The organism is Aquirufa sp. (genome assembly GCF_044377215.1).
In the GTDB taxonomy this organism is placed as follows: domain Bacteria; phylum Bacteroidota; class Bacteroidia; order Cytophagales; family Spirosomataceae; genus Aquirufa.
Map to the genome: position 1 here is coordinate 1 of NZ_JBILJM010000017.1, position 24,179 is coordinate 24,179.

General features: G+C 39.0%; 23 protein-coding genes and 1 pseudogene. 11 read left to right on the forward strand and 13 right to left on the reverse strand.

Going from position 1 to position 24,179, the window contains the following annotated elements:
• Window positions 1–120 precede the first annotated feature (120 nt).
• Window positions 121–1,365, reverse strand: a complete 1,245-nt coding sequence (locus ACIQ6T_RS06705) for an ABC transporter permease (protein ID WP_395785139.1) — start codon at window positions 1,363–1,365, stop codon at window positions 121–123.
• Window positions 1,366–1,505: 140 nt separating this feature from the next.
• Here ACIQ6T_RS06705 and ACIQ6T_RS06710 point away from each other — a divergent pair, with 140 nt between their 5' ends.
• Window positions 1,506–4,463 (forward strand): FAD-binding and (Fe-S)-binding domain-containing protein, encoded by a 2,958-nt coding sequence (locus tag ACIQ6T_RS06710; protein WP_395785140.1) that lies wholly within the window; start codon window positions 1,506–1,508, stop codon window positions 4,461–4,463.
• The gene (locus tag ACIQ6T_RS06715) at window positions 4,460–4,756 is read left to right on the forward strand and encodes a DUF4286 family protein (RefSeq protein WP_395785141.1); all 297 of its coding nucleotides are present in this window, start codon (window positions 4,460–4,462) and stop codon (window positions 4,754–4,756) included. The genes ACIQ6T_RS06710 and ACIQ6T_RS06715 overlap by 4 nt, the downstream gene beginning before the upstream one ends.
• Here ACIQ6T_RS06715 and ACIQ6T_RS06720 read toward each other — a convergent pair.
• The gene (locus ACIQ6T_RS06720; protein WP_395785142.1) at window positions 4,753–5,436 is read right to left on the reverse strand and encodes a uracil-DNA glycosylase; all 684 of its coding nucleotides are present in this window, start codon (window positions 5,434–5,436) and stop codon (window positions 4,753–4,755) included. The two genes, ACIQ6T_RS06715 and ACIQ6T_RS06720, sit on opposite strands and share 4 nt — an antisense overlap.
• Window positions 5,437–5,451: 15 nt before the next feature.
• Between ACIQ6T_RS06720 and apaG the strand changes: the two genes are divergently transcribed.
• The gene (gene apaG, locus ACIQ6T_RS06725; RefSeq protein WP_395785143.1) at window positions 5,452–5,838 is read left to right on the forward strand and encodes a Co2+/Mg2+ efflux protein ApaG; all 387 of its coding nucleotides are present in this window, start codon (window positions 5,452–5,454) and stop codon (window positions 5,836–5,838) included.
• Window positions 5,838–6,257: a hypothetical protein gene (locus ACIQ6T_RS06730; RefSeq protein ID WP_395785144.1), complete on the forward strand. Its 420-nt coding sequence runs from the start codon at window positions 5,838–5,840 to the stop codon at window positions 6,255–6,257. The genes apaG and ACIQ6T_RS06730 overlap by 1 nt, the downstream gene beginning before the upstream one ends.
• 50 nt (window positions 6,258–6,307) lie before the next feature.
• Here ACIQ6T_RS06730 and ACIQ6T_RS06735 read toward each other — a convergent pair whose 3' ends face one another.
• Window positions 6,308–8,110, reverse strand: coding sequence for a DEAD/DEAH box helicase (locus ACIQ6T_RS06735; protein WP_395785145.1), 1,803 nt, complete (start codon window positions 8,108–8,110; stop codon window positions 6,308–6,310).
• 170 nt (window positions 8,111–8,280) lie between these two features.
• Window positions 8,281–9,534, reverse strand: a complete 1,254-nt coding sequence (locus tag ACIQ6T_RS06740; RefSeq protein ID WP_395785146.1) for a hypothetical protein — start codon at window positions 9,532–9,534, stop codon at window positions 8,281–8,283.
• Window positions 9,535–9,613: 79 nt separating this feature from the next.
• On the opposite strand from ACIQ6T_RS06740, the gene hisB reads away from it, so the two are divergent.
• Window positions 9,614–10,714 carry a bifunctional histidinol-phosphatase/imidazoleglycerol-phosphate dehydratase HisB gene (hisB, locus tag ACIQ6T_RS06745; protein WP_395785147.1) on the forward strand — a complete coding sequence of 367 codons (1,101 nt, stop codon included), beginning with the start codon at window positions 9,614–9,616 and terminating at the stop codon, window positions 10,712–10,714.
• A 148-nt stretch (window positions 10,715–10,862) separates the two neighbouring features.
• Here the strand turns inward: hisB and radC are convergent, their stop codons facing one another.
• Together radC and rpsT are read right to left on the reverse strand one after the other, a co-directional pair.
• Window positions 10,863–11,552: a DNA repair protein RadC gene (gene radC / locus ACIQ6T_RS06750; protein WP_395785148.1), complete on the reverse strand. Its 690-nt coding sequence runs from the start codon at window positions 11,550–11,552 to the stop codon at window positions 10,863–10,865.
• Window positions 11,553–11,625: 73 nt separating this feature from the next.
• A complete protein-coding gene (gene rpsT / locus ACIQ6T_RS06755) occupies window positions 11,626–11,883 on the reverse strand; it encodes a 30S ribosomal protein S20 (RefSeq protein ID WP_395785149.1) in 258 nt (85 codons plus the stop codon).
• A 50-nt stretch (window positions 11,884–11,933) separates the two neighbouring features.
• Between rpsT and ACIQ6T_RS06760 the strand changes: the two genes are divergently transcribed.
• A complete protein-coding gene (locus tag ACIQ6T_RS06760) occupies window positions 11,934–12,827 on the forward strand; it encodes a zinc dependent phospholipase C family protein (protein ID WP_395785150.1) in 894 nt (297 codons plus the stop codon).
• A gap of 19 nt (window positions 12,828–12,846) precedes the next feature.
• Window positions 12,847–14,025, forward strand: coding sequence for a class I SAM-dependent rRNA methyltransferase (locus ACIQ6T_RS06765; RefSeq protein ID WP_395785151.1), 1,179 nt, complete (start codon window positions 12,847–12,849; stop codon window positions 14,023–14,025).
• A gap of 33 nt (window positions 14,026–14,058) precedes the next feature.
• Here the strand turns inward: ACIQ6T_RS06765 and lepB (ACIQ6T_RS06770) are convergent, their stop codons facing one another.
• From lepB (ACIQ6T_RS06770) to ACIQ6T_RS06795, 6 genes and pseudogenes are all read right to left on the reverse strand, one after another.
• Window positions 14,059–14,709, reverse strand: a complete 651-nt coding sequence (lepB, locus tag ACIQ6T_RS06770; protein WP_395785187.1) for a signal peptidase I — start codon at window positions 14,707–14,709, stop codon at window positions 14,059–14,061.
• Window positions 14,698–15,204, reverse strand: a pseudogene (gene lepB / locus ACIQ6T_RS06775) (signal peptidase I); the annotation flags it as partial. The pseudogene lepB (ACIQ6T_RS06775) and the gene lepB (ACIQ6T_RS06770), both read right to left, overlap by 12 nt.
• A gap of 40 nt (window positions 15,205–15,244) precedes the next feature.
• Window positions 15,245–15,958: a 4-hydroxy-tetrahydrodipicolinate reductase gene (gene dapB / locus ACIQ6T_RS06780; RefSeq protein ID WP_395785152.1), complete on the reverse strand. Its 714-nt coding sequence runs from the start codon at window positions 15,956–15,958 to the stop codon at window positions 15,245–15,247.
• Between the two features lie 5 nt (window positions 15,959–15,963).
• Window positions 15,964–16,572, reverse strand: coding sequence for a DUF5683 domain-containing protein (locus ACIQ6T_RS06785; RefSeq protein ID WP_395785153.1), 609 nt, complete (start codon window positions 16,570–16,572; stop codon window positions 15,964–15,966).
• 4 nt (window positions 16,573–16,576) lie between these two features.
• Window positions 16,577–17,500: a ParB/RepB/Spo0J family partition protein gene (locus ACIQ6T_RS06790; RefSeq protein ID WP_395785154.1), complete on the reverse strand. Its 924-nt coding sequence runs from the start codon at window positions 17,498–17,500 to the stop codon at window positions 16,577–16,579.
• A 10-nt stretch (window positions 17,501–17,510) separates the two neighbouring features.
• A complete protein-coding gene (locus ACIQ6T_RS06795; protein ID WP_395785155.1) occupies window positions 17,511–18,290 on the reverse strand; it encodes a ParA family protein in 780 nt (259 codons plus the stop codon).
• Window positions 18,291–18,451: 161 nt separating this feature from the next.
• On the opposite strand from ACIQ6T_RS06795, the gene ACIQ6T_RS06800 reads away from it, so the two are divergent.
• Both ACIQ6T_RS06800 and ACIQ6T_RS06805 read left to right on the forward strand, forming a co-directional pair.
• On the forward strand, window positions 18,452–20,029 hold the full coding sequence (locus ACIQ6T_RS06800) for a peptide MFS transporter (protein WP_395785156.1): 1,578 nt from the start codon (window positions 18,452–18,454) through the stop codon (window positions 20,027–20,029).
• Window positions 20,016–20,735, forward strand: coding sequence for a VIT1/CCC1 transporter family protein (locus ACIQ6T_RS06805; RefSeq protein ID WP_395785157.1), 720 nt, complete (start codon window positions 20,016–20,018; stop codon window positions 20,733–20,735). Before ACIQ6T_RS06800 ends, ACIQ6T_RS06805 begins: the two co-directional genes overlap by 14 nt.
• On the opposite strand, the gene ggt is transcribed toward ACIQ6T_RS06805, so the two are convergent.
• Window positions 20,729–22,414 (reverse strand): gamma-glutamyltransferase, encoded by a 1,686-nt coding sequence (ggt, locus tag ACIQ6T_RS06810; protein WP_395785158.1) that lies wholly within the window; start codon window positions 22,412–22,414, stop codon window positions 20,729–20,731. The genes ACIQ6T_RS06805 and ggt overlap by 7 nt on opposite strands.
• Window positions 22,415–22,560: 146 nt before the next feature.
• Here ggt and ACIQ6T_RS06815 point away from each other — a divergent pair, with 146 nt between their 5' ends.
• Both ACIQ6T_RS06815 and ACIQ6T_RS06820 read left to right on the forward strand, forming a co-directional pair.
• Window positions 22,561–23,808 (forward strand): aminotransferase class I/II-fold pyridoxal phosphate-dependent enzyme, encoded by a 1,248-nt coding sequence (locus ACIQ6T_RS06815; protein ID WP_395785159.1) that lies wholly within the window; start codon window positions 22,561–22,563, stop codon window positions 23,806–23,808.
• Between the two features lie 163 nt (window positions 23,809–23,971).
• Window positions 23,972–24,151, forward strand: a complete 180-nt coding sequence (locus ACIQ6T_RS06820) for a histone H1 (protein ID WP_395785160.1) — start codon at window positions 23,972–23,974, stop codon at window positions 24,149–24,151.
• Window positions 24,152–24,179: the final 28 nt, after the last annotated feature.

Sequence of the window (24,179 nt, forward strand, 5' to 3'; positions counted from 1 at the left end):
CTTTCAATAAATCAGCTGAAGCCGTTCGTAATATGAATTCAGTATTAGCGACTTTGTCTATCTAATCTAGTATTCAAAAGTGTAAAAGGGCCATTTGTCAACCGACAGATGGCCCTTTTTTTATTTAGAGCGGATGGCAATAACTGGATCCATCTTAGCCGCTACCCAGGCAGGAATAATTCCGGATAAAATCCCAATAAAACTCGAAATTAATAAACCACTAAATATATTATTTGCGGTCAGTGTTAATGGTAGTGCATCTTGCGGTATGTAGGTAATCCCTACGACGAGTGTGATGCCAACAATCCCACCAATTAAACTCAAAAATACCGCCTCAAATAGAAACTGGAACAAAATAAAATAATTTTTTGCTCCTAAAGACTTTTGAATTCCAATGATATTGGTTCGCTCTTTGACCGAAACAAACATGATATTGGCAATTCCAAAACCGCCAACTAACAGTGAAAATCCAGCAATTAATGCACCAGCAATATTCAAAGCCGCAAAAATTCCGTCAAAAAACTGGTTCAAGCCATCCAGGCGATTAACCGTAAAACTATCTTCCTGCTTTGGTTTAATTGAACGCAAGCTACGCATCATGCCGGTAACCTCCCCCTCCAACTCCACTTGGCCTATATCTGAATCAAAAGCCTTAATGGCTATGTCGGGTGCTGGCTTATCCTTCTGAAAAATTGCCGAATAAGTCGTATACGGGATAATAACTTTTTCATCAGGCGATCCTCCAAAACTCAACATATCATTTCCCTTCTTCTCGATAACACCAATCACAGAAAATTTAATGCCATTAATTTTGATGATTTCACCTACGGCCGACTTCCCATCAACTAAGGCTTCAGCTACTTGGGAGCCAATAATACATACATAAATACCATTATCGGATTCGATTGGTAGGAAATAACGTCCATCGGAAATCGGAGTACTCGTAATTTGATTATACTCGTAACTAGCACCAGTCATACTCGCATCAATACTATTACTTCCACGCGTAATTGAAGCGGTACGTCCACCATCCATAATGGCAACAGTCTGAGCCATTTTTAAATTTTCTTTTAAATATTTATACTCAGCATATTTCATTTCTGGACGATTCAGATATTTCCACCACGGATAACTACTAGACATAACCCAAGGCCACTTACCTACATACATCACACCTGAACCAGCAAATGAATCAATCTCCGTACGAATTTTACCTTTCAAGGAATCTACTGCGGTAAAAACAGCTACGATAGCAAATATCCCGACACTCACGCCAAGAAGCGATAAAGTTGTGCGCAGTAAATTAGAGCGCAATGCTTGATAAGCAAACACCAAACTCTCAAAAACTTGACGTAGAAAAATCATAAATTTTAAATAGATGTCGAATTTACTAGTTAATTGTGAAAGTTCCAGATATGAAAGGATGAATAGAAAATATAAACTTTTGAATGGTCATATGGCATTAAGATTGGATTTCGTAAATTTAAAACTCAATAGCATAAATCATGTCTTGGAGTAAACACGATGCCGAAAATCTAGCCATTCATTTTGAAGGAGAATTGCATTTTAAAAATGACCTTCAATCAGACATAGCTAGAAAAATATATGCCACTGACGCATCTGTATACGAAGTACAGCCCATTGCCGTAGCCAAACCCGCTAGCTCAAAAGATATCAAAAGACTTGTTCAATTCGCCGAAAACCACCGAACAAGCGTCATACCAAGAGGAGCCGGAACGTCACTCGCCGGCCAAGTAGTAGGCGATGGAATTATCATGGAAATTGCGGCACCCATGTCCAAAGTGATTCAATTAAATATTAAAGAGAAGACGGCCTGGATTGAACCAGGTATCATTCGGGATGATTTAAACAAACAAATAGAGCCATCTGGTTTGTTTTTTGGCCCTGAAACTTCGACTGCAAACCGTGCACTATTGGGAGGTATGCTGGGAAATAATTCATGCGGATTACATTCTATTGTTTGGGGAAATGTTCGCGATCACCTGTTGGAAACACGAGCGATTCTTTCAGATGGTTCTGAGATTTACACCCATCCGTTAAGCACAGAAGAGTTTTATAAAAAAACGTCCCTACCGAATCTAGAAGGAAAAATTTATACGGAAATTCATCGCATGTTGAATAATCCTGCGGTCCAACAACTCATTCAGGATAATTTCCCAAATCCTTCAATCACCCGCAGAAACACGGGGTATGCGCTAGATGCACTGATAAGCATGCAGCCATTCAATCCTGCAGGAAAACCATTTAACCTTTCAGCCTTACTTGCGGGCTCAGAAGGAACGCTAGCTGTAGTGCATGGTATGAAAATCAACCTACTTGACCAACCAAGTAGGCACGTTGGCCTTATTTGCATACACTGCCACACGTTACAAGAATCACTTCAGGCGAATCTAATTGCCTTATCGTGTCAGCCAACTGCCTCGGAATTAGTTGACAATTTCATTTTATCATTTACTGAAAATCATCCAAATTTCATCGAAGATCGAAAATTTATTGAAGGTAAACCCGAGGCAATTTTGATGGTTGAATTCCGTGCTGATACAGAAGAACTACTACATGAAAAAGTAGACAACTGCATTCAAAAATTAAAAGAAGCGCACCTTGGTTATGCATATCCTACGTTAGTAAACGAAGATATTTCGAAAGGTTGGGATATTCGTAAAGCTGGATTAGGGTTAATTCGCAACCTACCGGGTAAGAAACAGCCCGTAAATTTGATTGAGGATTGTGCGGTGGCACCGTCAGATTTACCTGCTTATGTGGCTGAAATTCAAGCTTTGTTAGCAAAAAACCACGTCCAAGCTGCATATTATGCACATGCTGGTGCAGGAGAATTACATATTGAGCCCTTTATCGACATCCATACCCCCGAAGGTAAATCTTTATTTAGGTCTCTTTTAACGGAAACAGTTGAGATTCTGAAAAAATACCGAGGCTCCCTAAGTGGTGAACATGGTGATGGACGGCTTCGAGGTGAATTTATTCCTGCCTTGATGGGCCAAGAAATATATCAATTGTTTAAAGAGATAAAGCATGTTTTTGACCCACATAACCTATTAAATCCGGGTAAAATTGTCAATACACCGCCGATGGATGAAGCATTTCGACCACGTGTTTCACAGACAAATTTACCAACGTTCTTTCATTACGGGGATTTAACGGGCCCTTTGGCACTGGCTGAAAAATGTTCAGGCTCAGGTGATTGCAAAAAATCATCGATAAGCGGAGGTACGATGTGCCCAAGTTTCATGGCGACGCAAAATGAAAAAGACAGCACACGTGCGCGGGCAAACATGCTGCGTCAATTAATTACTTCAGAAGGTGATCAAGCCTATAACAATCCTGAATTACTCGAAGTCTTAGACTTGTGCCTTTCTTGTAAAGGATGCCAAACAGAATGCCCGTCCGGTTTAGACATGAGTAAGCTAAAAGCAGAGACATTACAACAACATTACCTCCAAAAAGGAACTCCATTTCGCACGCAATTAATTGGGCATTTTCCCAAGCTACAAGCATTAGCAAGTTACATCGCACCAGTGTACAATATGCTTGTCGCATTTCCTGGGACAAGTATTATTATCAAGACACTAATGGGTTTCTCTTGGAATCGCAGCATTCCAGAAGTACATTTCACATCACTTGAAAGTTGGTTTAAACGCTACAGTAAGCGTATTAACCAAGACGAATTCAAGCAAGGAAAAGTTTATCTATTTGCTGATGAATTTACCAATTACAACGATGTAGAGCTTGGTAAAAAAACGATCCTACTCTTAAATGAACTAGGATACGGTGTAGAAATCCCTTCTGATATCATCAGCGGACGAAGTTATATCTCCAAAGGGATGTTGGCCATTGCGCAAAACTTGGCCAACAAAAACGTCCGTAAACTCGCACCAATCATCACAAAATCAAAACCGTTGATCGGTATTGAACCAAGTGCCTTATTGAGTTTTCGTGATGAGATACCGCAGCTAGTTTCAGCAGATTTACGGGAACAAGCAAATGAGCTAAAAGAAAATTGTTTACTGATTGATGAATTTATAGCCCAAGAAATTAAAGCTAAGCGGATTGGTAAAAATGCATTTACAGCGATTAAACAAAAAATCGTTTTACACGGCCATTGTCACCAAAAATCAATCGCAGGGTTAAGTAGCACACGTCAGGTTTTAAGCTTTCCAGAAAACTATGAAGTAGAATTATTGCCAACGGGCTGTTGTGGCATGGCAGGGTCATTTGGCTATGAAAATAAGCACTACGAATTATCCCAACAAATTGCCAAATTAGTTCTTTTCCCTCGCCTACTCAGCACCAAAAGCAGCACCATTATCGCTAGTAATGGCACTTCTTGTCGGCATCAAATAAAAGATGGCATCGATAAAGAAGGAAAGCACCTTGCTGAAATCATGTATGATGCTTTAGCCAAAAAATCAATCAAGTTATGATCCAATTCAATATTTCCATTTTTGTCGAAAATGCCATTGAGACACAAGCCATAAAGGCATTGACACTGCATATTATTCCAGAATTAAATGAATGGGATTTTATTGAGCAGGCGCATGTATTTGAAATTAGTTCACATCAAGAACCTGATTCCAAGGGTTTTTCGATTCAATGCCTTATTCCTACCACGGAAGAACAACGTAAAGAGGCCATTGAAACATTGATTTCCGAATTTTTTGCACAGGAATTTCCGAATCAATTCGTCTATTTCCCGAGCCAGTTAAAGCGAATCTAGGTCCACTTTATCGCTTCAGAGCCTGTTTTCTTTAAAAAATCATTCGCACGGGAAAAGGGTTTTGTTCCAAACCATCCGCCACGATTTGCAGAAAGCGGAGAAGGGTGCGCACAGCGAATGACGAGGTGTTTTGTTTCATCTATGTGCTTGCCAACTTGTTGGGCATAATTACCCCACAGCATAAAAACCAATGGTTTTTCTCGCGAGTTTAAGGAGGCTAGAATCAAAGAGGTAAACGTTTGCCAACCGATATTTACGTGGGAGCCTGGTTGATTCGCGCGGACCGTAAGCACGGAATTCAATAACAAAACACCTTGATTGGCCCAATCTGTTAGATCGGTTTGAGTTCTTGGAACACCTACATCGGCAGTTAATTCTTTAAAAATATTTCGCAAAGAGGGTGGGATTTTAATCCCATTGGGTACAGAAAAACTAAATCCTTGCGCCTCCCCTTCTCCATGGTACGGATCTTGGCCCAAAATCACAACGCTAACATCAGAATAGGCTGTTAGTTCCAAAGCCCGAAATACTTTTGAAAACTCCGGAAAAACTTGTTGGTTCTCATATTCATCCCTAAGCCTAGCCGCCAATGTATCCATCCAAGCTTGATCGAAATGAGATTTCAAGATTAAATTCCAATCATTTTGTATTAAATCCCGTAAATTTAGGTCCTTAGTCATTAAATAAATTTTGATATGCCTCAATCCACTGAAAAAGGATTTAAGATAACTGTAAAAGTGACTCATATGCCGGATTATGAATTACAGGCACCCTATAAACACTTTTTCTCGTACCAAATTACAATCAAAAATACTGGAAATCAACCCGCTCAATTGGTAAGCCGATTTTGGAAAATCATCGACGGAAGCCAAGCGCCTGAATATGTAAAGGGATTAGGCGTCGTGGGCCTGCAACCTATTATTGAATCAGGAGAATCATTTACATATACATCTGCTTGTCCCATTGTCTCAGAGATTGGACAAATGAGTGGCTATTTTACCTTCTTAAATTTAGTTGACCAACAAACATTTCAGGTAAATACACCCGCATTTGAATTAGTTACTAATTACAGTTTAAATTAATGTTCGAACGACTACGTTTTAATTGGAAAGCACAAACGGCACATGGACTACACTCACCATTTGTCTATGATTTATACGTGTCGGTAATTAATCCGATCTACCAACAATCCAATGTAAACTTGGTAGAAAAACTTATTCATGGGGTAGGAAGCCATTTAAAGTTAGCGAAAGGAAAAATGCACGTCATCGATTTAAGTCGAATTCAAGAGATCGAATTGGAAGCAATCGAAAGCTTGTTTGAAAATACGGATAACGTAATAATTTGCTTAAATCCACATGCAAATGCGCAAACGTATTTAAAATGGCAAAGATTTTACCAAAACAAATTAGTTATTCATTCAATCGAACTATTCGAAATGGGAATTATTAGTTTAAATCCGACTGCTCCGAAACAACACTTTTGGCTCAAAAAGTCATAAAAAAAAGGAGCAACCTTTCGGCTGCCCCTCAAAAAAAAAAAAAAATACGATTAAACTGGCTTAGCGATTTCGACTAAAACGCGTTTGCCTTTAATTTGCGCACCTACCATCTTGTCGATGACCTGGTTTGCATATTCCTTTGGAACATCCACATAGGTATGCTTATTCTCAATTTGAATTTGACCTAATACATTTCCTGGAATTCCTGTTTCGCCAGCAAAAGCACCTACGATATTGGAAGGAGAAATTTTCTCATTAAAGCCAATGTTCACGAACATACGTACCATGTTTTCGTCAGTTTTGTATGGTTTTCCTTCTCGGTCAACGCGTGGTCCACGTGGGCCACTGCCGCGATCAGAACCACGTTCAAAACGACCGCCTCGATCTCCACCACGGTCTCCATAACCACCACGTGATTCACGATCAAAACGACCACCACCACGACGTTCACCACCACGCGAATCACGATCACGGAAACCTCCGCCACGCTCCTCACGACCAAACTTTCGTGATTGACGTTCGAATTCGCCTTCTAAATTTTCATCACCAAATTCATTCTTTTGGATACCCATGTTCATTTTCACCAAAGCAGCAACAATTTGCTCCGTTGAAAAACCTGCATGCTGTAAACTCTCTAATGAATCAGCAAATACCTCCAAGTCACCCTCATTGATGGTAGCAGCGACACGTTCGATAAACATGCCTTTTTTAATGCCTACTACATCAGTGAATGAAGGAATCACTCCTTTGTCAATTTTAACTTTGGTGAAATTCATAATTTCACGCAAACGATTGCGCTCAGAACCTACTACCAAGGTAAATGCTTTACCGAATTTTCCGGCACGACCTGTACGACCGATACGGTGTACGTAATATTCTTCATCTAATGGGATATCGTAATTAATTACAGCGTCCACATTATCAACATCCAAACCACGCGCAGCTACATCCGTAGCAACCAAAATACTAACATTTCCATTACGGAAACGATTCATTACTTGGGTCCGTTGGCTTTGACGTAAATCACCATGCAAACCTTCTGCAGAATAGCCACGTGCAACTAAATCTTCAACAACCTCGTCGACACGTTTCTTTTGATTACAAAAAATTAGCATCAATTTCAAAGCGTAAAAATCAATCAAACGGGTTGTTACTTCCATTTTAGCGCGACCCTTAACATCAAAATACAATTGCTCGATGTTCACATTCGTCATCTCATTCTTAACGACCTTAACTAATTTGGGATCCGTTAAATAACGACTAGTTAACGCCAAAATAGGCTTAGACATCGTCGCAGAGAATAAAACAGTTTGGCGCTCATTAGGCATTTCTTGTAAGATACTTTCAATATCCTCGCGGAATCCCATATCTAACATTTCGTCTGCCTCATCTAAAACGATCATAGATGCTTGCTGCAACTTCAAAGCGCGACGCTCGATTAGGTCAATCACACGACCAGGCGTGCCTACAACGATGTTTGCTCCCGCTTTCAATGATTTAATTTGACGATCAATTGAATCCCCGCCATAAACAGTAGTCACCCAAACACCTTTTGTGAATTTGGCCAATTTCTTCATTTCTTCAGAAACCTGAACAGCCAACTCACGCGTTGGACATAAAATTATTGCTTGTACGAATTTTTCAAAAGGAACAATGTGCTCAATCATCGGAATACCGAAGGCTGCGGTTTTACCCGTACCTGTTTGCGCTTGTCCAATGACATCGCGACCTTCTAAAACGAAGGGAATAGCTTCTGATTGGATGGGAGAAGCGAATTCAAACCCCATTTCTTTTACTGCTTCTTGGATACCTTCCGACAAAGGAAGACTATCAAAGCGAATTTTTTCACTCATGATTTTTTTGTTTAACTATGATGCCCTCACACATCCGTAATTAAACCTAATAGCCCTCTAGTCATGTAAGACAGGGTTTTACAATCTCTTGTAATCGATTTATGCGGATGCATTTGTACTAATAAGCCACAAAAGTACGCATACTTACTACAGAAAGCAAATGAATTGCACTATTTTAATAAAGGCTTTTTGGTGATCACCATGTAAACTTCAGAATCACTATCCGAAAAAGTAACGGAAGGATCATCCGATTTGACCTCTATGCGCACAGGAACTACCCCCTCACCTACCAATCGATTTTTCAAGACAAAGCCTCTTTTCAGGGACGAGCGTTCATTTTTCCCTGAGTTAACTACCAATTTCACATGCACATCTTTGAACGCATATAAGCCTTCAGCTAACCGCTTAAAAACAAGGTCATTAGAAGCTAAAAGTAGATCAGTTTGATTATCAAATTGCAATTCTTTCAAACTAAATTCAGCAGATTCAAGTTGAGTTGAATCGATTAAATACTGATGTATGGACACAAGAACTGACGATTTAGATATATCGAATGGCTTACCACTTGGCCATACTAGCGTAATTAAAGAATCGGATTTTAACCGATTCGAATCTAAAACGGCCTGAGTTAAACTGTCGTTTAATTTACTTAAACTGTCTAAGGGAATAATTTCTTCCGTTTCTGTTACATTTTCTGCATCAGTATCACTTCGAAATGTCGTATACCAAATTGCGAAAGCGCCCACTAAAACGACAGCCACCACTGAAAGTAACATGGGTAAGGTAATCCGCTGCATTAAACCCGTTGACCTATCTGCATGCGTTTCACTTTCATCCGAATACGCTAATACAATCATGGGATCGACCTTCAATATGTCTGAAAGCAATAAAATATCTGAAATTGCATATTGAATTTTACCTGAACACAAGGCATTAAAATCTGACTTCATCGCCAAAAAGAAGGCGCTATATGCTTTCCAATCTTTTAATGCTGGATAATCAGTTTGCTTTAATTTATACCCATACAAACCAAAAAATAAGGTTAACCCTTTTAGCACAGATGAACTCTTGCAACCAAGATCACGCGATAACAACATCGCAATCGCACTTTTTTTATCTGGAATCAAAATACTCATCATGCCTTCGCCAAAATGCATAATTTCATCTAAATCAAACTTAGCTTCAGAATCGCCAACATACCCCTCTATCGATTCAATAGGGATTGGTTTTTGTAAAATGAAATTATACAATGCATTGTATCGTATGCGATTGCGTACCAATTTCAATAATCCTCCCAGAATAATTGCCTCCCAAACCGGAAATAATTCAGCGACTTTTTCTTCGGTCTCTTGTAACATGACTGCAACCCTTTTCTGGATTCGCAGTTTTTCTTCCGCCGACAGTACACTAAATAATTGGGTCATATGATTAATTTCAGATGCGAAATTACCTTATTTTTATTTTTTATCCTCGTAAATAAGTACAATCATTTACCTTTGCGTTATGAAAAAAGTTTTATTTATCGATCGCGATGGAACATTGATCGTTGAACCCGTGATAGACCAACAAGTTGACAGTTTTGAAAAACTCGAATTTCTACCACATGCTATTTCGAATTTGAAGAAAATCAATGATGAATTTGATTTCGAATTGGTCATGGTGACAAATCAAGATGGTTTAGGAACTGCTTCATTTCCGGAGGAAACATTTTGGCCAGTACACAATAAAATGTTGGCAATTCTTGCGGGCGAAGGCATTAATTTTTCAAACATACACATCGACCGTAGTTTTCAAGCAGATAATCTACCTACCCGTAAACCCGGAATAGGGATGTTGTCAAACTATTTCACTTCCGAATACGACTTAGCAAATTCCTATGTATTGGGTGATCGTGAAACAGATATTCAATTAGCTAAAAATCTAGGTGCCCAAGCCATATATATTGGAAATGGCACATTGAAGGATTCGGTAGCCTTGCAATGTACGCATTGGGATGACATTTATACATTTTTAAAATTACCAGCGCGCAGCGTTACACACGAACGCAATACGCATGAAACTAAAATTGCCATCGAGTTAAATTTAGATGGATCAGGGAAAGCAAATAACCAAACTGGACTTGGATTTTTTGATCACATGTTAGACCAAATCGCAAAACATGCTAATGTGGATCTCGCTGTCCGTGTTCAAGGTGATTTACACATAGACGAACACCATACCATTGAAGACACAGGAATAGCCTTAGGTGAAGCTTTTGCTATGGCATTAGGGGATAAAAAAGGTATAAACCGGTATGGATTCTTGTTACCCATGGATGAATGTTTAGCTCAGGTAGCCATTGATTTCTCAGGAAGAAATTGGCTTGTTTGGGAAGCTTCATTCAAACGAGAAATGATTGGCGAAATGCCCACGGAGATGTTTTCGCATTTTTTCAAATCATTTTCAGATGCTGCCAAATGCAACATAAATATTCAAGCATCCGGAGAAAATGAGCACCACAAAATTGAAGCCATTTTCAAAGCCTTTGCGAAAACGATTCGCATGGCCGTGGAGCGTGACGTGAAAAATTTAAATTCTTTACCAAGTACAAAGGGATTACTTTAAACAAATTGATTATTTTTGCATAAATATTAAAAACACTATGGGATATTCAGGAGCAGCATTTTTTATCATTTTGTTCGCGATTTCAGTATTTGTGGGATCGAAACTTCAAAAAATCTATAAGGAAAGAGGCAAATAATCGCCTCTTTTTTTACATCCATCCTTCATCAGCAAAGCTGACGTACGTGTTGCCGGCCATGATCAAATGATCAGCAACCGCAATTTCAAAGAGCCTTCCCGCCTCTACTATTTTTTTCGTGATATCTCGATCGGCCTGACTTGGCTTCTTCTGCCCAGAAGGATGATTATGCGCTAAAATCAACGAAGATGCTTGTTGGCCTATTGCCGACTTAAATATCATTTTAACATCAACAACCGTTCCAGCGATTCCTCCCGTACTTATTCGCTCTATTTTAAGTAAACGAGCAGCTCGATTTAAATGGATCACCCAAAATTCCTCATGCCCCAAGTCTAAAAATTTAGGCTGAAATAAGTCAAATGCATCTTTAGAACTTCGAACAAAAGGTATGTCGTTTGGTAAATGAAATGCAGCACGCCTACGTCCAAGTTCGAGTGCAGCTATTAAAATAGAAGCCCGCGCCACACCAATACCTCGAAAATTCATAAAATCAGACGTGGTAAATTGGCCCAATCGATTTAAATCAAAATCAATCGTCTCAAGAATTGATTGCGCAATACCTAAAGCAGAAAGGCTTGGAATGCCAGAACCAATTAAAATAGCAAGCAACTCCTCCAAACGAAGAAATTCTTTGCCTTGGCTAGCTAATATTTCGCGGGGACGATCCTCCACACGCAATGCAGAAATTTTGGTTGAATACATGCCCGAAGGTAACAGGCATAAATAAGAAAACCCCGCGAGTTGCGAGGTTTTCCAAGTACTTGATAATAAAGTCTTAGGCGGCTAATTTGTTTGCCAACTTAGCTAATTTAGATTTTTGATTAGCTGCTTTATTCTTATGAATGATATTCTTCTTTGCTAACTTATCTAATGCAGAAGATACTTGCTTGAATAAGTCTGAAACCAACGCTTTATCCGTTGTAAGTCTTAATTTCTTCACCAACGTACGTGTTGATTTGTGTTGATAACGGTTACGCAAACGCTTTGATTCATTTGCACGGATACGCTTTAATGCTGATTTATGATTTGCCATCTTCTAAAAAATTCTCTTTTCTGTAAAATTGAATTGCAAAATTAAACAAAATGATTAGAAATCACAATATATCATTCAAAAAATTATTAGATAGGGTACTCCTGCTTCAAATATGCCTATTTTATACTACAAATGCCCTTTCATGGGGATTTTATGCCCATAAACGCATTAATCACCTCGCGGTATTTACCCTTCCACCCGAAATGAATCGCCTTTATAAACGGCACATACGAGAGATTGAAAATTTGGCTGTATTGCCAGATCAACGAAGACATTCGATGGATGAGGAAGCCGCCCGCCATTACATTGATTTAGACAAATATGAGCTTAAAGTCATAGCCTATCTACATTATGATAAAGCAATTCTAATGTATACCCAAGATAGTTTACAACAGCATGGCATCGTTCCATGGATTATACCGATGATGCAAAAAAGGCTAAAACAGGCCTTTTTGAACCGAGACACCCTTCAAATAATTAAAATTTCCGCTGAACTTGGCCATTATATTGCGGATGCACATGTCCCCTTACACACTACATCCAATTACGATGGCCAACAAACAAATCAAGTGGGCATCCATGCTTTTTGGGAATCCAGAATTCCCGAGATGCTACAGGCAGATCTAGAAGCGTGGGCCATGCCGGCGACTTACATCATAGATTTACAAAAAAATACGTGGGAATGGATACTAGAAGCGCATACATATGTAGGCACCTTACTACAAGTTGAGACTAAATTGAACGCGCGAACAAAGCCAGTCAATAAATATGTATTTCTAAAAAAGGGATCTATACTTACCAAAACCTATGCTCCGGCTTATGCAAAAGAATATCACAAATTACTAAATAAGCAGATTGAACATCAATTTAATCAAGCAGTTCAGCATATCGGAAATGTTTGGTATTCAGCATGGCTGGAATCTGGCCAACCCGACTTTAAATAATTTTGTGCAATTTTGCAGCATGACAGAAAAATTCATTCAACTCAAAGCAGGCAAAGACGCCCCTGTTAAACGATTTCATCCTTGGGTATTTTCAGGAGCCATTCAAAAACAAAGTCCAAATTTGCAAGATGGCGACTGGGTCGATGTTGTTTCGTCTCGAGATGAATTTTTAGGTACAGGACATTTTCATAACGGTAGTATCGCTGTCAAAATATGTTCATTCGCACCCATTACGAATAAAGCTGAATTTTGGGAAAACCGAATTCAAAATGCGTGGGATCTACGACTTTTATTGAATTTACCCAAAACCAATGCCTTTCGTCTAATTCATGGCGAAGGAGACGGATGCCCAGGGTTGATTATGGATCTTTACAAAGATGTAATCGTATTTCAAGCACACACAATCGGAATGCACCGCGATCGCGATGAAATAGTGGCAGCGATAAAAAATACCCTAGGAAAAAAAGTAAAAGCCATTTACGATAAATCGCGCGAGACGCTACCCCCAGAATATGCACAAAATTGCACAAATTCATTTGTCTTTGGGGAGGTTAAAGTTCCTTACACGGTACAAGAAAACGGACTATCATTTTCCATCAATTGGATTACAGGGCAAAAAACAGGTTTTTTCTTGGACCAACGGGACAATCGAAAATTGTTAGCACATTATGCAGAAGGAAAAGACATTTTAAATACGTTCTGCTACTCGGGTGGTTTTTCTTTGTATGCCCTACAAGCAGGTGCCAATTCAGTGATTTCGTTAGATGCTTCTGCTAAGGCAATTGATTTGGTACATGAGAATGTTCGCATCAATAAAATGGAGGCAAAAAATCATGAGGCCATTGTGGGGGAAACTCTCCCCTATTTACGGAATTGTGAAACAGATTTTGACATAATCGTACTAGACCCACCCGCATTTGCTAAATCAATGAACGCGAAGCACAAAGCGCTGCAAGGATATCAAAAAATAAATGAATTAGCGTTACGAAAAATCAAGAAAAACGGTCTTCTATTTACCTATTCTTGCTCACAAGTCATCACCCGCGAATTATTTTATAACATGCTAGTTGCCGCAGGTATCGCTGTTGGCCGTGAAATTCAAGTAATCCATCAAATGACCCAAGGGCCAGATCATCCCATCAATCTCTTTCATCCCGAAAGTAATTACTTAAAAGGATTTGTCCTCAAGGTATTGTAATCAAAAAAGGCTTCCCAAAGGAAGCCTTTTTTACTAGTCGACGAATCGGAAAATTCTACTCCAACGAATCTTTCCAGAGAACAAACCTTTATTAGGATCTAAAGACATCCAAACAAAAACTGCTTTACCTACGATATTTTCGGATGGGACAAAACCCCAAAAACGTGAATCAGCAGAATTATGTCGATTATCACCCATCATGAAATAATAATTTTGCTTGAAAGTATATGTTTTTAATACTTGACCATCTTTCACCAACTTCCCACCTTGTAATTCAATTCCAGAATTTCCTTCATATGTACGAATTGCTTCCTGATAAAAAGCAACATTCTTCGAGTCCAACGTAACAGTCATACCTTTTGCAGGTATTTTAATCGGACCAAACCAGTCACGATTAAACTTAAATTGTACCGTATCATGTGGAAAAATATCAAGAAACGTAACACCTTTGGGATCTTTAAAGGAGTCTAAATCAAATGTCTTAGCCCATGAAAGCGCTTTGATTTCGTCAATATTTTTTTTGGATGTATTCATTTTGTAACCAACCAACTGATTCGTTGAATCCGCTAAAGGCAACCAATCCGCCGAATCATAACTAGCATCAGGTGAATTGCGAATACCATAGGTATCGAAAAAAGTTTCGTCCAAATTTTCCTTCGTTTTCATGAAAACAGGGTGTTGCATGCGTTCAGGATTATCCATCGCTTTCCCATTTACATAGACTTGCTGGTCCCTAATCTCCAAAACATCACCTGGCGTTCCTACACAACGCTTCACATAAAAAGTTCGCAAATCTAGCGGCGCATCACCATCTTCCTCAAAATTGGGTGCATTAAACACGACAGCATCCCCTTTCTTTACCTCCGTAAATCCAGGTAAACGATACACCGGTAATTCGATCCAACGCAAATAAGAAGGTAAATTTGTGAACCATATTTTTTGATGCGTGAGTGGTAATTGCAACGGAGTTTTAGGTGTACGAACACCATAATGCATTTTGCTCACGAATAAAAAATCACCCACCATTCAGGAGCTCTCCATCGAAGGAGTAGGAATTGTATAAGCTTCAAATAAGAAAAATCGAATTAATGTTGCAGCGACTACGGCAAACATAACTGAATCCAACCATTCTCTAAAGGCAGATTTCTGAGTTGGTTTCTTTGTTTCTGGTGACTTCATGTCTATATAGTAAAATTTAAATCAATAAATGTAAATGCAATTATTTCAACATGTCCTCCATGCCCAAAATCCCTTTTTTACCTTGAATCCATTCGGCAGCAATAACAGCCCCAAGCGCAAATCCTTCACGACTAAACGCCTCATGCGTGATCTCTATTTGATCAACTTTAGAAATATATTTAACGGTATGCGTGCCTGGAATCGTAGATTCCCGTTGCGACCAAATCGGTACTTCATTCGATTGTGGAATTTCGTTATTTACCCATTTTGTCCGGTCCGCATACGCATCAATAATTCCTTCTGCAAGCGTAATGGCCGTACCTGAAGGCGAATCCTTTTTCTCTAAATGGTGTATTTCATTGGTGTAGATATCGTATGCTGTATGAGGAGCCATTAATTTTGCCAACGTACGATTCAATTGAAAAAATAAATTAACCCCAATCGAATAGTTGGACGCATAAAAAAATGTAGAATCATGTGCAGCAGTGGCGCGCTCAATTTCACTTTTCTTTTCAAGCCAACCAGTCGTTCCGCAAACTACAGGAATTTGTTTCTCAATACACGCAGAAATATTCGCAAAAGCAGATGCAGGATTTGAAAATTCAATCGCCACGTCTGCTTCGCTAGAAGTTAAATTCATCAGATCATGTGCATTATCAACGTCGATACGCGCAACAATTGTATGACCTCGACCGAGCGCAAGGCGTTCAATCTCTTTTCCCATCTTACCGTATCCAATTAGGACAATTCGCATAGATTTCATTTTTTAAAATTAAAGGATAAAGTCAAACTTGATACGATACCTTTTGACAAAGGGTCGAAATCAAGGATAGGTTTTACCCGTAAACTAATATCATCTGAGACATCAAATGTCTTCAAATGAGCACTTACATTTGCATCTACAACATTGAATGCCCACGCCACAAACATCCCAATGTACGTATAATCACGATTACGACGAAATCCATCGTTAATTCGCTTCAATTGATTCACGTCCAAATCACGCGCTAATCCATCCTCATAAACAACCGAAACAGTTCGGGGTGGTACGTAACTTGGATCATCAGCTCGCTGCGAAACGATGTAATAAAATGATCGGTATTTTTGATATCTGACCTGATTATAGTTAGCAATCATCCCCAGCGAAACAAATGCACCAGCTACCAAAGGTAATTTCCAATACTGTCTATTATAAGCTTGGCCCAAACCAGGAAAAATTAATGAACGGATTGTTGAAACCCGTGGAATAATCTTGTGCTTAGGCTTAGCTAAAATTGTATCCTTTTGCGACACTGAATCAACCGAAATCGCCATTAATTCAGCAGATAAACAAAACAAAACAACAAAAGGAACAACAAAATAGCGCATAAATCTAGGATTGGATCGATTCCAATAGGCGCTTTAGATCGGCAGAAGATTTAAGTAGCAACTTAACCTCCCCTTTTCCTTCAGCATTCATTTTTAAAGAGACAGGAACTTTAAAATGATCCGCTAATTGGCGTTGCCAAAGACGCATTTCTTCTGCATTAACTAACTTAGATACACCAGGTTGTTCATCTGATTTACCGGCTGCCGACTGACGAACAGCATCTTCCAACTTCCGAACAGACCATTCTTCGGCTATTGTCTTACTAAATAATTGTTGCTGCAAGGCAGGATCCTCTAACGAAATAAGACAACGGGCATGTCCCATGGATAGTTGATTTTCACGAATTGCCAATTGGATATGTACTGGCAATTTTAATAAACGCATGTAATTCGTGACTGTTGACCTATTCTTACCTACCCGAGCACCTAAATCCTCTTGTTTTAAATGGCATTCTTCCATCAAACGCTTATAAGACAATGCAATTTCAATGGCATTTAAATTTTCCCGCTGAATGTTTTCAATCAAAGCCATCTCAATCATTTGTTGGTCATCCGCCGTCCGCACATAGGCAGGAATACGGCTTAAACCAGCAAGTTTTGACGCTTGCAAACGACGCTCACCAGAAATTAATTGAAAACTACGCGCACCGATCTTACGAACAGTAATAGGTTGAATAATCCCATGAACACGAATCGAATCAGCTAAATCTTCCAAAGCCGATTGCTCAAAATATTCACGCGGCTGGTATGGGTTAGTTTCAATGTGAACTAATGGAATCTCTTCCATCAGGTTAACACCATCTAAACCTCCCATTATTGACCCTGAATGACTGGCAGAACTTTGAAGATTTTCAGAATCCTCCAACAAAGCCCCAAGACCACGTCCTAAACCCGTACGCTTTTTATTATGCTCCTGCTTTATGCTCATATTGACTAACTTATACCGTTTGAAGTAAACCATTCTTGCGAATAATCTCCTTCGCTAAATTCAAATAACTGATGGATCCTTTACTATCTGCATCGTGTAAAATGGCAGGAATCCCAAAACTAGGCGATTCTGACAATCTAATATTCCGAGGAATAATCGTCTCAAAAACCATATTTTTAAAATGGGAGTTAACTTCATTGACAACTTGATTAGATAAGCGCAAGCGCAAATCATACATGGTTAATAAAATCCCTTCAATAACTAACTCAGGATTTAAGCGCGATTGAATAATCTTTATTGTATTCAATAATTTACCTAAACCTTCTAATGCATAATATTCACATTGAACTGGAATTATTACAGAATCAGCAGCTGTAAGGCTATTAATCGTAATCAAACCTAAAGATGGCGAACAATCCATGATGATAAAATCGTAATCCTCTTTGATCGAAACCAAAGCATCCTTCATTTTACCTTCCCGATTTTTCAAATTTATCATCTCAATTTCCGCTCCCACTAAATCTATATGGGAAGGAATAATATCTAAAAATGGCACTTCAGTTGCTAATATACTCTCGTCCACTTTGGCAATCCCAACCATACATTCGTAAATACTTCGGGTAACTTCCTTCGGGTTAAAACCGAGTCCAGAGGTCGAATTTGCTTGTGGGTCCGCATCTATTATAAGAGTCTTAAATTCCAAGGCAGCAAGACTTGCAGCTAAATTAATCGCCGTAGTCGTTTTGCCCACTCCTCCCTTTTGATTTGCAATCGCGATAATCTTACCCATGAAAAAATTTCTTTTAACGAATTGAACCAACAATATTACGAAAAAGGTTTCACATCTTTTTTCAAAATTCATTCCATCAATCCTCAAATTTTATCATACGAGTTGAGAGACTTTCAAGCAAACTCTTTTAACTTGCTAGACGATTATCAATAACCAATTTTATGAGTATAAATTCGACATCACATCCTAAAGGACTCTATGTGCTCTACACCACAGAAATGTGGGAACGATTTAACTTTTATGGCATGCGTGCCATTTTATCATTATTTCTAGTAAGCGCACTTTCATTCAAACAAAATGAGGCATCTATTTTATATGGTGGATTTCTTGGCCTCAGTTACTTGACTCCAATGTTAGGTGGTTATGTTTCAGACCGCTTTTTCGGTAATCGAAATTGCATCATTTTTGGTGGTTTTGTGATGGCAATAGGCCAACTTTTCCTTTTCGGCTCGGCTAATACATTTATCACAAATTTGCCTTTGGCCAATATCCTTATGTGGTCAGGCTTATTTTTTCTGATTATCGGAAATGGATTCTTTAAGCCGAATATATCCTCTATGGTGGGACAATTATATGCCAAAGGTGATACAAAACTAGACGCGGCATTTACCATTTTTTACATGGGCATAAATACGGGCGCTTTCTTAGGTATGCTTATTTGCCCGTGGGTAGGTGATGTGAAAGTTGACGGCATACGCGTTGTTGAAGCCTTTAAATGGGGCTTTTTGGCCGCTGGGACTGCCATGATGATCGGAACCGTTTCGTTTTATTTTTTAAAAAACAAGTACATTGTCTCGCCTACGGGTGAGGCTGTGGGGCTAAAACCAAGCTTTAATTCGGCAAATGACATAACAAAAGAATCAGAAAAAGCCGAGTTTTCGACTCAATCGATAGGCATTGCGTCAATTCTGTTCGTCATACTTGTTTATGTATTTCATTCATTTATTGCAACCGCAGAGGCAAACCCAATCAAAGACTGGATTTACCCAATTATATACGCTTCTGGTCTTAGTTTAGCCTATTTAATTATGTCGGACAAAACCTTAAGCAAGGTTGAACGCGATCGCATTTGGGTGCTTTATATAATTGCTTTCTTTGTTATGTTTTTCTGGTCGGCATTCGAACAAGCCGGATCCTCATTAACTTTCATCGCTGACCAACAAACAGATCTTCATTTTTTAGGAATTGATTTACCTCCAAGTTCGGTCCAAAATGCGAATTCCATCTTCATTGTTCTTCTTGCATTCCCATTCAGTTGGCTTTGGACATGGCTTCAGAAACGTGGAATTGAACCAAATTCACCTGCAAAACAGTCAATTGGTTTATTATTGTTAGCCACTGGGTATTTTATCATTGCATCCCAAGTGAAAGATTTAGGATCAGAAAAATTAGGGGTTGCTTGGTTATTTTGTATGTATTTATTTCATACCATGGGGGAACTTTGTTTATCGCCGATTGGCCTTTCGTTAGTTGCCAAATTAGCCCCCAAGCGTTTCTCTTCCCTACTTATGGGAGTTTGGTTTATTGCCAATGCGGCAGGTTACGCCTTGGCAGGAACATTAGGCGCGTTATTGCCTTCGATTGAACCAGGAGCAGCCATGCCTAGCTTCCTAGGTTTCGAGATTCACAATTTGTACGAATTTTTCATGGTGTTTGTTTCCTTAGCAGGTGCTGCAGCTATATTACTATATGTATTGGCCGCTGGGCCGTTAAAACGAATGATGCATGGCATCAAATAAGAATATGCACGGACATGACCACCATTTACACGAAAAACATTTAAAAAGTTCTGATTTCATCACTGATATTGTTATCGGGATGTCAGATGGATTGACGGTACCTTTTGCCTTGGCAGCAGGTTTATCTGGAGCTGTAGATTCTGCTGCGATTGTGACGACAGCGGGGGTAGCTGAAATTGTTGCTGGATCTATTGCCATGGGGCTCGGTGGATTTTTAGCTGGCCAAACAGAACATGAGCATTATGAGGCCGAATTAAAACGTGAATATGAGGAGGTGGAACGTGTTCCTGAGCGCGAAAAAGATGAAATCAGAGAAGTATTTGAAGATTATGGCTTAAGTCCAGAGGCGCAAGAAATCGTGGTAGAAGCTATTTCAAAAGACAAAGATAAGTGGGTAGATTTCATGATGCGCTTTGAGTTGGGTTTAGAGCGACCACATCCCAATCGGGCACGTAATTCTGCTTTAACAATTGGTATTTCGTATATCATTGGTGGATTTATTCCTTTGGCACCCTATTTCTACGTGTCAGAACCTGTAGATGGATTAAAATATTCTGCGGGTGTAACGATACTAGCCTTACTCGTATTCGGCTATTTTAAAAGCAAAATAACCGGACAAAATCCGGTTATTGGGTCACTAAAAGTTACATCTATCGGTGCCGCTGCGGCTGCAGCTGCGTTTATGGTTGCCAAACTTTTTCAATAGGCCTTTACAGAATCATCTCCTCTTGAATCTGCGCCTCCTTGTAATCGGCCATCTGGGAGGACTAATATACCTTCGACTAATCCAATGCCTCCAGAGGTCTCAAATTCATAGCCTTTCGCTTTCAACCTAAGCATTTGCTCCTCAGAAAAACGCTTCGCTTCAACGCGTGTATTATCTGGTAACCATTGATGATGAAAACGAGGAAATTCAACAGCCTGTTGCATATTCATCCCCATTTCTAGCGTATTTAAAACTACTTGGAAAACACTTGTAATGATGGTTGAGCCACCTGGAGTGCCAACAACCATCTTTAATTGGCCATTACTTTCAATAATCGTTGGCGTCATACTAGACAACATCCGTTTTCCTGGTTGGATTTCATTGGCTTTGGAACCAACTAATCCAAATATATTAGGAACGCCAGGTTTAGAGCTAAAATCATCCATTTCGTCATTTAGTAAAAAACCTGCACCTCCGACGAAGACTTTACTTCCATACGAATTGTTTAGGGTTGTTGTAATTGAAACAGCATTTCCTTCCTTATCTACAATAGAATAATGTGTTGTTTCGGGACTTTCATAACCTGCAAAAGTACCAGCTTGAATGTCTGAACTTTTTGTTGCCTTTGTGAAATCCAAAGATTTCATTCGATTTGCTACATAGTCGGCATCCATTAATCCAGATACAGGAACCTTAAAAAAATCAGGATCACCTAACCATAAAGCACGATCCGCATAGACACGTCTTTCTGCCTCAATCATAACTTGAAGCGTAGAATCTGAACTAGGGCCCCATTTAGATAATGGAAAAGATTCAACCATTTTCATCAATTGCGCTAAGGCAATACCGCCACTAGAGGGAGGTGGCATACCAATAATTCGGTAATTTTTATAATTAGAAATAAGAGGTTTACGCCAAACTGCCTTGTATTTTCGCAAATCTTGATGCGTTATTAGTCCATTTTGTTTACGCATTTCCTCCACAATCAAATCTGCTGTTTTTCCTGCATAAAATCCTTTGTTTTTATCTTGAGCAATTCGAATAAGCGTTTGTCCTAAATCAGCCTGTTTAACGAGTTGGCCTTTAACAAACTCGTGCCCATCTAAGGAGATCAAATATGATTTACCGGGATTTTCTCTGCTAAAATCTAACCGATTCCGATTTAATCCACGCGCTTCTTTCTCGGTTAATACGACACCGTTTATGGCTAAATCAATGGCAGGCTGAAGCACTTCTGCCCAAGCTAAATGTCCAAACTTACGATGCATGGAAACCATCCCATTAACCGTTCCGGGCACTCCGGCAGAAAATATACCTATGAAACTTTTACCGGGGATTACCGCACCAGTAGAATCTAAATACATGTCACGACTAGCTTTTTGTGGAGCTTTTTCACGATAATCTAGGGTAAAAGATTTGCCTTTGGCAGTCCGATATACTAAAAAACCACCACCACCTATATTACCCGCAGCTGGGTGACAAACGGCCAAAGCAAAATTTACTGCCACGGCTGCATCAATCGCATTTCCCCCTTTTTGTAGTATTTGTAGGCCGATATCACTGGCAATGGGGTGTGTAGAAACAACCATGCCATTTTTTGATTCAATCAAAGGTTTCTGGGTGCTTTGTGCGCAAACGGTAAAGCTTACGAATAATAGAACAACTAATTTATGATACATAGCAAGTTTCAGGGTATGAAAAAATAAATGCTATAAATTTAGATAGAAAAATACAAATTTGGTGAATTCAGGTATGCCGAGAAAAGAAAAATATAAATTACCTTTGTGGCTATAACCCAAATTTTTAATTAAAACGATTAGTTAACGTGGATATTTTCGAAAAAGTAGTCAATAATATGGGGCCAATCGGTGCCCACGCACATTATTCACATCATTATTTTTCTTTCCCAAAATTAACGGGGGACTTAGGGCCTCGCATGACATTTATGGGAAAAGAAATGTTAAACTGGTCTTTAAACAACTATTTAGGTTTAGCGAATCATCCAGAAGTAAGAAAAGCAGATGCAGATGCAGCAGCTAAATACGGTTTAGCCTATCCGATGGGTGCACGAATGATGTCGGGAAATACAGATGAACATGAAGAATTTGAACGCCAATTAGCTGAGTTTGTTGGCAAAGAAGACTCCTTCTTGCTAAACTATGGATATCAGGGTATTATGTCAGTTATCGAATGTATGGTTGACCATCGTGATGTTATCGTATACGATGCAGAGTCACATGCTTGCATCATTGATGGAATTAGATTACATAAAGCCAAAATGGGTGATTACTATAAGTTTAATCACAATGATATGGATTCATTGCGTAAAAACTTAGATAGAGCTACCAAACGCACACAAGAAACAGGTGGAGGTATTTTAGTGATCACTGAAGGAGTATTTGGTATGTCGGGCAAAGTTGGATCACTCGATAAAATCGTAGAACTTAAATCAGATTACAATTTCCGTTTATTAGTAGATGATGCACATGGATTTGGTACTATGGGTGCCAATGGACGTGGTGTAGGTGAACATTTAAATTGTACCGAAGGTATTGATTTGTATTTTTCCACATTTGCTAAATCTATGGCGGCCATTGGTGGATTTGTGGCTGCGCCAAAAGACATAATTATGTACCTCAAATACAATATGCGTTCTCAAACCTATGCAAAGGCACTTCCTATGCCGTATGTCATTGGCGGAATGAAGCGTTTGGAGTTAATTAAAAAGCATCCTGAACTTCGAGATCAACTGTGGGCCAACGTGAAAGCGTTGCAAAAAGGTTTAATTGAAAAAGGATTTGATATTGGGGAAACAACTTCACCGGTGACACCTGTATTCTTGCATGGTGATTATGATATAGCATCAGTAACCTCTTTAGTTAGAGATTTACGTGAAAATATGGGAATCTTCTGTTCAATTGTCGTTTATCCAGTTGTTCCGAAAGGTCAAATTATGTTGCGTATTATACCAACGTCCTCTCATACGATAGCAGATATCAATTACACGACTACGTGTTTTGCGGAGGTTCAAAAAAGGCTCCAAGCGGGTTATTATCGTGATTTAACTAAGTAATTGATAAATTTTTAGCAGTTTTTTCACTTTTTTAACTTTTTTTTGGCTTTTTTTTGCTTAATAATTTGCAGGATATACATTTTTTGCTAAATTTCGCCTTATAAGCGCTTCAAACGGCGAATAAAGACAATCTAATTTTTTTACAACCAAAATTCAACTTATTATGAGCAGATTTGCACAAGTGAAAGATCTAATTTTATCATTAGAGTCAGATTTCGAAAAATTTTATGACAAAGGAAATCAAGCAGCTGGTACACGCGTTAGAGGTGGCTTGCAACAATTGAAGACTTTATCTCAAGAGATTCGTACTGAGGTACAAAACAAGAAAAACGCAACGAAGTAATTTTTACTTTAATGTTACTCTGTAAAAA

Coding starts and splice junctions, on each gene's coding strand:
- ACIQ6T_RS06705 (WP_395785139.1), bottom strand. CDS start 1,365: ATGATTTTTCTACGTCAAGTTTTTGAGAGTTTGGTGTTTGCTTATCAA.
- ACIQ6T_RS06710 (WP_395785140.1), top strand. CDS start 1,506: ATGTCTTGGAGTAAACACGATGCCGAAAATCTAGCCATTCATTTTGAA.
- ACIQ6T_RS06715 (WP_395785141.1), top strand. CDS start 4,460: ATGATCCAATTCAATATTTCCATTTTTGTCGAAAATGCCATTGAGACA.
- ACIQ6T_RS06720 (WP_395785142.1), bottom strand. CDS start 5,436: ATGACTAAGGACCTAAATTTACGGGATTTAATACAAAATGATTGGAAT.
- apaG (WP_395785143.1), top strand. CDS start 5,452: ATGCCTCAATCCACTGAAAAAGGATTTAAGATAACTGTAAAAGTGACT.
- ACIQ6T_RS06730 (WP_395785144.1), top strand. CDS start 5,838: ATGTTCGAACGACTACGTTTTAATTGGAAAGCACAAACGGCACATGGA.
- ACIQ6T_RS06735 (WP_395785145.1), bottom strand. CDS start 8,110: ATGAGTGAAAAAATTCGCTTTGATAGTCTTCCTTTGTCGGAAGGTATC.
- ACIQ6T_RS06740 (WP_395785146.1), bottom strand. CDS start 9,534: ATGACCCAATTATTTAGTGTACTGTCGGCGGAAGAAAAACTGCGAATC.
- hisB (WP_395785147.1), top strand. CDS start 9,614: ATGAAAAAAGTTTTATTTATCGATCGCGATGGAACATTGATCGTTGAA.
- radC (WP_395785148.1), bottom strand. CDS start 11,552: ATGTATTCAACCAAAATTTCTGCATTGCGTGTGGAGGATCGTCCCCGC.
- rpsT (WP_395785149.1), bottom strand. CDS start 11,883: ATGGCAAATCATAAATCAGCATTAAAGCGTATCCGTGCAAATGAATCA.
- ACIQ6T_RS06760 (WP_395785150.1), top strand. CDS start 11,934: ATGATTAGAAATCACAATATATCATTCAAAAAATTATTAGATAGGGTA.
- ACIQ6T_RS06765 (WP_395785151.1), top strand. CDS start 12,847: ATGACAGAAAAATTCATTCAACTCAAAGCAGGCAAAGACGCCCCTGTT.
- lepB (WP_395785187.1), bottom strand. CDS start 14,709: ATGCAACACCCTGTTTTCATGAAAACGAAGGAAAATTTGGACGAAACT.
- dapB (WP_395785152.1), bottom strand. CDS start 15,958: ATGCGAATTGTCCTAATTGGATACGGTAAGATGGGAAAAGAGATTGAA.
- ACIQ6T_RS06785 (WP_395785153.1), bottom strand. CDS start 16,572: ATGCGCTATTTTGTTGTTCCTTTTGTTGTTTTGTTTTGTTTATCTGCT.
- ACIQ6T_RS06790 (WP_395785154.1), bottom strand. CDS start 17,500: ATGAGCATAAAGCAGGAGCATAATAAAAAGCGTACGGGTTTAGGACGT.
- ACIQ6T_RS06795 (WP_395785155.1), bottom strand. CDS start 18,290: ATGGGTAAGATTATCGCGATTGCAAATCAAAAGGGAGGAGTGGGCAAA.
- ACIQ6T_RS06800 (WP_395785156.1), top strand. CDS start 18,452: ATGAGTATAAATTCGACATCACATCCTAAAGGACTCTATGTGCTCTAC.
- ACIQ6T_RS06805 (WP_395785157.1), top strand. CDS start 20,016: ATGGCATCAAATAAGAATATGCACGGACATGACCACCATTTACACGAA.
- ggt (WP_395785158.1), bottom strand. CDS start 22,414: ATGTATCATAAATTAGTTGTTCTATTATTCGTAAGCTTTACCGTTTGC.
- ACIQ6T_RS06820 (WP_395785160.1), top strand. CDS start 23,972: ATGAGCAGATTTGCACAAGTGAAAGATCTAATTTTATCATTAGAGTCA.